Annotated in this window: 5 protein-coding genes; 1 reads left to right on the top strand and 4 read right to left on the bottom strand. The window is 55.7% G+C overall.

Translation table 11 applies throughout. The features are described 5' to 3' along the window. Positions 1-241: 241 nt before the first annotated feature. The 3 genes from VMP31_RS03210 to VMP31_RS03200 form a co-directional block, all read right to left on the bottom strand. Entirely contained in the window at positions 242-529 is a 288-nt protein-coding gene (locus VMP31_RS03210) for a hypothetical protein (protein ID WP_325503981.1), read from the bottom strand. 120 nt (positions 530-649) lie between these two features. Further along, a complete protein-coding gene (locus VMP31_RS03205) occupies positions 650-1,165 on the bottom strand; it encodes a hypothetical protein (RefSeq protein ID WP_325503980.1) in 516 nt (171 codons plus the stop codon). A gap of 120 nt (positions 1,166-1,285) precedes the next feature. Next, positions 1,286-1,891 carry a hypothetical protein gene (locus VMP31_RS03200; RefSeq protein ID WP_325503978.1) on the bottom strand — a complete coding sequence of 202 codons (606 nt, stop codon included), beginning with the start codon at positions 1,889-1,891 and terminating at the stop codon, positions 1,286-1,288. 530 nt (positions 1,892-2,421) lie between these two features. On the opposite strand from VMP31_RS03200, the gene VMP31_RS03195 reads away from it, so the two are divergent. Continuing rightward, on the top strand, positions 2,422-3,387 hold the full coding sequence (locus VMP31_RS03195; protein ID WP_325503976.1) for an integron integrase: 966 nt from the start codon (positions 2,422-2,424) through the stop codon (positions 3,385-3,387). Positions 3,388-3,638: 251 nt separating this feature from the next. On the opposite strand, the gene VMP31_RS03190 is transcribed toward VMP31_RS03195, so the two are convergent. After that, a complete protein-coding gene (locus VMP31_RS03190; RefSeq protein WP_325503974.1) occupies positions 3,639-6,014 on the bottom strand; it encodes a penicillin acylase family protein in 2,376 nt (791 codons plus the stop codon). Between the last annotated feature and the right edge of the window lie 54 nt (positions 6,015-6,068).

The following is a 6,068-nucleotide window of genomic DNA, read 5'->3' as shown; positions in this document are numbered from 1 at the left end:
GAGCAGTTTCAGTCCCTTGTGAACGGTTTTGAATCGAGGCATCGCCCCGCGCCTCCCTGCGATTGAATGAGTCGGAGATTATCAGCCTGCGAATCGGAGGGCAGCAGGTTTTTCTACAGCCTCAACGTTTGGTTAAGGGGCGGGCTTTAGCCCGTCCCAGTGAGCGAAGCGAGCGGTTTGAACCAATTGTTATGTGGCAATTACACGAAGCAACTTGTGCGGCTCCTTAATAATTGACAAATTAATTGCAGCTCACACCGTATACGTCAATTCTGGAGATCGCAGAATTTGCTGTGGAAGCCTCATGTTCAGCTTGAGAGGCTGATGTTTCTGCGTTTGATGCAGCCCTTGCTGCATCGGCTGCTGATGCAGCTGCATCTGATGCCTCAGATGAAGCATTAGCTGCTTCGTAGTATGCGGATTCGGCATCTCCAGATGCGCGATAGGAAAAATAACATGCGCCTATGGCAAAGAGCGCTGTAAAAAAATTAGAGATTATTAATACCTTAAGTAATTTATTAGTTTCCATTGCTTTCTCTAAAAATGTAGTGGTTGGTCAGCCTTTGCCACATAACGTTTGGTTAAGGGGCGGGCTTTAGCCCGTCCCAGTGAGCGAAGCGAACGGTTTGAACCACTTGTTAGCCGGCTCTTATGTGGGCGCTGCTTTTCTGAGTTTTAGGTTGATGAATATAACGCCGCCATAGAATACGCTAAGCATGAGCAATGAATGAACTGCAGCATATATGAATACATGATCATGCATTAGTCGTACGAGGGCGTAACCTGCTCGTGCTGATGATGTTGCGCCTGGACCGCTAAGAGCAGAGGTGCAAGGTATAAAGAATAGGCTAAGAAAAATAGATAGCCAGACAGTTAGAAAGCCAGCGGCGGCTACGCTTGCTCCGTTATTTTTTCTTTTTAATTTTGCCTCTGAGAGGCTTTTTGTAAATGGATAAGCAATGGTTGCAAGAAATGCGATGATTGTTGTTGTTAATGTTGCGAATGCAATTGCTGGGGATTGCCATGTGTTTTGTGAACATGCGCCTAGCATTAGAGTGTATGCAATGTCTGTTATGTGCAACGTGCTTGCAGTGTAGTATGCGGACATGAAAACCAAGAAGAACATTCCGACAATTATGTTTATCGTGGTCGATGACGCATTCATATTTTCGTTCATTGAATGGGGTTCTGACTGTTTTATGGCTAACGTTTGGTTAAGGGGCGGGCTTTAGCCCGTCCCAGTGAGCGCAGCGAACGGTTTGAACCAATTGTTAAGCGCCAACACTCAATTACTTATTACAAGACTGTTAAGTATTTCTTTTATTTCACCTCTAGAGCCTGTTTTTTCGTCTTGCCGTGTTCCAGCTCCAACCATGAAGAAGTAATCACCCCTTGGGATAATCCATAACTCTGAAGTGGTAGGGAACTCTCTGCCGTCTGGGATTGCTATCGAGTAGTTGACCCGCATGTATGCGGCATTTAACCCAGATAGTTTTTCATCAATTGGTTCTTGAGCTAACACAAAGTCTTTGAACATTTTTTGAAATTGTGGCAGGAATAGATTAAGTATTTGCTTTGGGTCTACACCTTTAAGTTGCCCAAGAGGCTTGATATTGACTTTGAAGCTGGGGTTCAAGTCGTCATATGGTTCTGGGTATTTCATCATGGCTACTAATGGTGCAGTAGCGTATTTTTGCATCAACTGTTGAAATTCTTGGTCGTTTAGCTCGATTTTCTTCAGGTTCTCAAGATTCTCGTCAGCACTGAGAAACTGCCAATCAGTCGGCTTTGTGACCTTCAACCCAACTGTTACGCTCTCAAATTCATTTGGCGGTGCAGCGAAAACGGAACTTGAAATCAAAACTAGTAATGCGATTCTGATGATTTTCATAGTAATTTCTTTTGGCATTTAACGTTTGGTTAAGGGGCGGGCTTTAGCCCGTCCCAGTGAGCGAAGCGAACGGTTTGAACCAATTGTTAGAGGCTTCCCTCGATTCTATTTCGTGCGATCACGGCATGAATTGATATGCCGAAATTCATAACGATAAAAGCTGTTGCAATGTAGCTGATTTCTGGGCCATAAACGAAGAAGCCACCAGCCAGTAAAACTATGAAGCATAGAGCCACTAGCTTGAGTTGCTTTGTGAAATGCTCTTTAAATCCTGTGGCGACATACGTAATTGCTAAAGGTAAACCTAGTAGCAATATGTAAATTGCCACGGTGCTGATTATTAATTCGTACCCAGAAAATCCGGTGCCGAAGCAATCGTACATTCTAGACTTGCCTCTAACTATAAATAGACACCAAATGGTGTGATAACGCCTGCTGCATTTGGTGGATAACCTTCCTTGTGCCCTTCACCATCTCTATCTAGGCTGAGTAATGCAGCGGTCGGGTGACCGTATAAGGAGTTATGCACCATGGATGGCAAGCCCCGTTTGCTCGATCAGGTTCGTGAACAGATTCGTTTGAAACATTACTCGATTCGCACTGAGCGAGTCTATTGCGAGTGGATCAGGCGATTTATTCGTTTTCACCAGTATCGGCATCCATCGGAAATGGGTGCGGCGGAGGTGGAGGCTTTTTTGTCTGATCTGGCGGTGCGACGCAATGTGTCAGCTTCGACGCAGAATCAGGCGCTGGCTGCGTTGCTCTTCCTTTATAAACAGGTACTCAAACTGGACTTGCCCTGGCTGGGGGAGGTGGTGAGAGCGAAGAAGCCGCAGCGTTTGCCGGTGGTGTTGAGTGTCGAGGAAGTGCAGGCGGTATTGGCGCAGTTGCAGGGCGAGCTATGGTTGATCGCCAGTTTGTTGTATGGCTCGGGCATGCGCTTGATGGAGGTGCTGCGTTTGCGGGTCAAGGATGTGGACTTCTCCAGCCGGCAGATTATGGTGCGCGATGGCAAGGGCGCGAAGGATCGAGTCACGGTTCTGCCGTTGCGTTTACTTGAGCCGTTGAAGCGCCAGTTGCAACTGGTGAAGGCACTGCACAATGCGGAGTTGTTGGCCGGGCGTGGCGATGTGTATTTGCCTGATGCGTTGGCGCGCAAGTATTCCAAGGGGCCTTGGGAGTGGGCCTGGCAGTATATGTTTCCCGCGCAGGGGCTGTCGGTCGATCCGCGCAGCGGTGCGCGGCGGCGTCATCATGTTGATGAGAAGCGCTTGCAGCGGGCCTTCAAGAGAGCGGTCAGGGCTGCGGGGATTGCTAAGCTGGCCACGCCGCATACCCTGCGCCACTCCTTCGCCACGCACTTGCTGGAAAGTGGTCAGGATATTCGCACGGTACAGGAGTTGCTCGGCCATGCCGATGTGAAGACCACGATGATCTACACCCATGTCCTTAACCGTGGCGGGCTGGCGGTGTTGAGCCCGCTGGACCGGGTGTAACAGGCGGGCTACAGGGTCGACAGCCGGCAGCATTAAGGTGTGGCCGACGAGCACGGCAATCAGGCCGAGCAGGGCGATGGCGGAATCAGTAGCAGGCGTTTCATCTCTTTAGGGCACCTCTAAAAACTACCTGCGTGGTCATCGCTGCGTTAAAAACAGGCTCAAAATGCTCATTTACAGCTCGTAAACTACGCTTTTTCGCCTGTTTTGCCTTGCGCTGACTGCCTCGCCTACGTTTTTAGAGGTGCCCTTTACGGGCGCAGTACCAGTTGGCTGCGGCTATTGACCTTGATCGCCTCGGTATCCAGGTGCATCGGCACGTACTCGCCGCGCATATAGGCTTCGGCCTGGTCCTTGTAGTGCTTATCGAACAGTACGCCGCTCTGGCCCACCGGGTTGATGCCCAGGGCGGTGCTGGCGTCGGCCAGGTCGATCAGGCGGCGGGTCGAGGGGCCGTAGACTACCGGCCAGGGTGCGGGGCCGATTGGTTGCGAAAGGTTGTTCGGGGTTTCGCGGCCGCCGGGTGCGGCGAAGGGGCCGACGTTGAACAGTTTATCCAGCGGCTTCTGCTGGCCCAGTGGGTGGCTATGGGTGAGGGTGTGGGCGCTGCCCCAGGTCCACTTAGTCGCCTCGGTACCCAGGGTGCTGCGCAGGTGGGCGAGGCTGGCTTGCCAGGCGGCCTTGACGGTATCGGCGCGGCTTTCTACGGCAGCGCTGCCGCGCTTGTCCCACCAGGGCGAGCTGGCGTCGGCGACCAGGCGCGGCAGGGCGCTGTCGAGCACGCGGGTTTGCAGCAGGTTGGTGAAGAAGGCTTCGCCCAGCTCGTCGGCCATGGCCTCAAAGGTCAGTTGATAGGCCAGCTGGTTGAACAGCGTGGCGGCCGTGGCGTCGAGGGTATGTTGGCCATCCCAGCTCAGTAGTTGCTCGACCAGGGCTTGTTCCTCGGCATTCCCAGCGGCTGCGCGCAGGTCGGCGGCCAGCGGCGCAAGCAGGCGCTGCGGGTAGCCGGTGCCGGGCTCAAGTTGCAGGGCCTGGCTGTTGCTCAGGTTCCATTTCACGCTGTTGTCGCTAAGTCGCTCGTCCAGGCGTTGGCCGCGGTCGGCCAGGTTGTAATAGCCCGGTATCGCCATGCCGGTCGGCGAAACCGGCTGGTAGTTGGCCGAGAGGACATAGCCGCGCGCCGGGTTCTCTTCCTGCGGGTTGGCGCTGAACGGGTAGTAGCCGTCCTTCTCCGCCTCGCCGCTGGCACCGTCGAGGATAAAGTTCGGGTTAACCCCGGCCGGGCGGCGCGGCAGTTTCGCCGCCGCCCACCAGCCGATATCGCCGGTGGCATTGGCCCACACCACGTTCAGCCCCGGTGCCTCGATATGCTCGACGGCGGCGCGGGCCTGCTCCAGGCTGGCGGCGCGGTTGAGCTGGTAGAAGCCATCGAGGATCGGGTTGTTGGTTTCGAGAAACGCCCACCACATGGCAATCGGCGTGCTGCCGACGGTTTCGCCCAGGGCGCTGTTGATGATCGGGCCGTGGGGCGAGCGGCGGATGGTCAGGCTGATCGGCTCGGCGTCCTTGACCCTGATCTGCTCGACGCGGCTTTGCAGCTCGACCCACTGGCCGCGGTACCAGACCTGATTGGGGTTGGCCGGGTTGGTTTTCTCGGCGATCAGGTCCAGGTCGTCGTTCTGGAACATGGTGATGCTCCAGGCGAACGCTTTGTTATGCCCAAGTGACGCCACCGGGTTGAGCGCCTGGTGGTGGCCGTACAGGCTGAAACCGGGGTAGCTCAGGTTGGCCTCGTACCACACCGACGGCACGGCGAAGCGGATATGCGGGTCGCCGGCCAGCAGCGGTTTGCCGCTGGCGGTACGGCTGCCGGAGACTGCCCAGGCATTGCTGCCCTCGAACTGCGGCAGGCCGGCATTCAGCAGCGCGGCGTGGCTCAACTCGGCGATGGCGTTGAGGTCTTGCCAATCCCCGGCGGCGAGGTGCTGCCCGACCACGCCCTGGGGGTGCCAGTCGAGGTCGAAGGCCTTGAGGTAGTCGGCCCCCAGCTGATCGCGGATATGCGTCAGCACCGGCTCGGTACGAAACGCCGCGGCAAAGCTGTAGGCCATATAGCCGGCGACGCTGATGGTGTCGGCCGCGGTAAAGGGGCGTTTCTCGATGCCCAGTACATCGAACTCCAGCGGTGCCGGGCGGCTGGCCTGGTACTGGTTGATACCGTCCAGATAGGCCAGCAGCGCTTTGCTCCCGGGCGTGGTCATGTCCATCTGTGCGGCGTAGCGGTCGGCGTGCTCGCGAAGACCCAGGGTGCGGAACAGGCGGTCGGTGTCGACCAGCTTGCTGCCGAGAATCTCCGCTAGCTCGCCACGGGCCAGGCGACGGAGGATTTCCATCTGGAACAGCCGGTCCTGCGCGTGCACATAACCCAGTGTGCGGTACATATCGGCTTCGTTCTGCGCCTGGATATGCGGCACGCCGCGCTCGTCGTAATCCACCGTGACCGGCGCTTGCAGTGAACTCAGGCTCAGCTCGCCTGCGCGTTGCGGCTGCTTGCTGTCGAGGTACCAGTAAGCGCCGGCGGCAGAGGCGGCGATTATCAGGGCAAGGGCGGTCAGGGAGCGCTTCATCGGTTTTCCTTATTCTGGGCTGTGGCGCGGCCATTGTGCGGGGCACTCTGCAGG

Source organism: Pseudomonas sp. (assembly GCF_035512415.1).
In the GTDB taxonomy this organism is placed as follows: Bacteria; Pseudomonadota; Gammaproteobacteria; order Pseudomonadales; family Pseudomonadaceae; genus Aquipseudomonas.
Note: the sequence above shows the minus strand (reverse complement) of the source record. Positions and strands in the feature narration are given on the sequence as shown.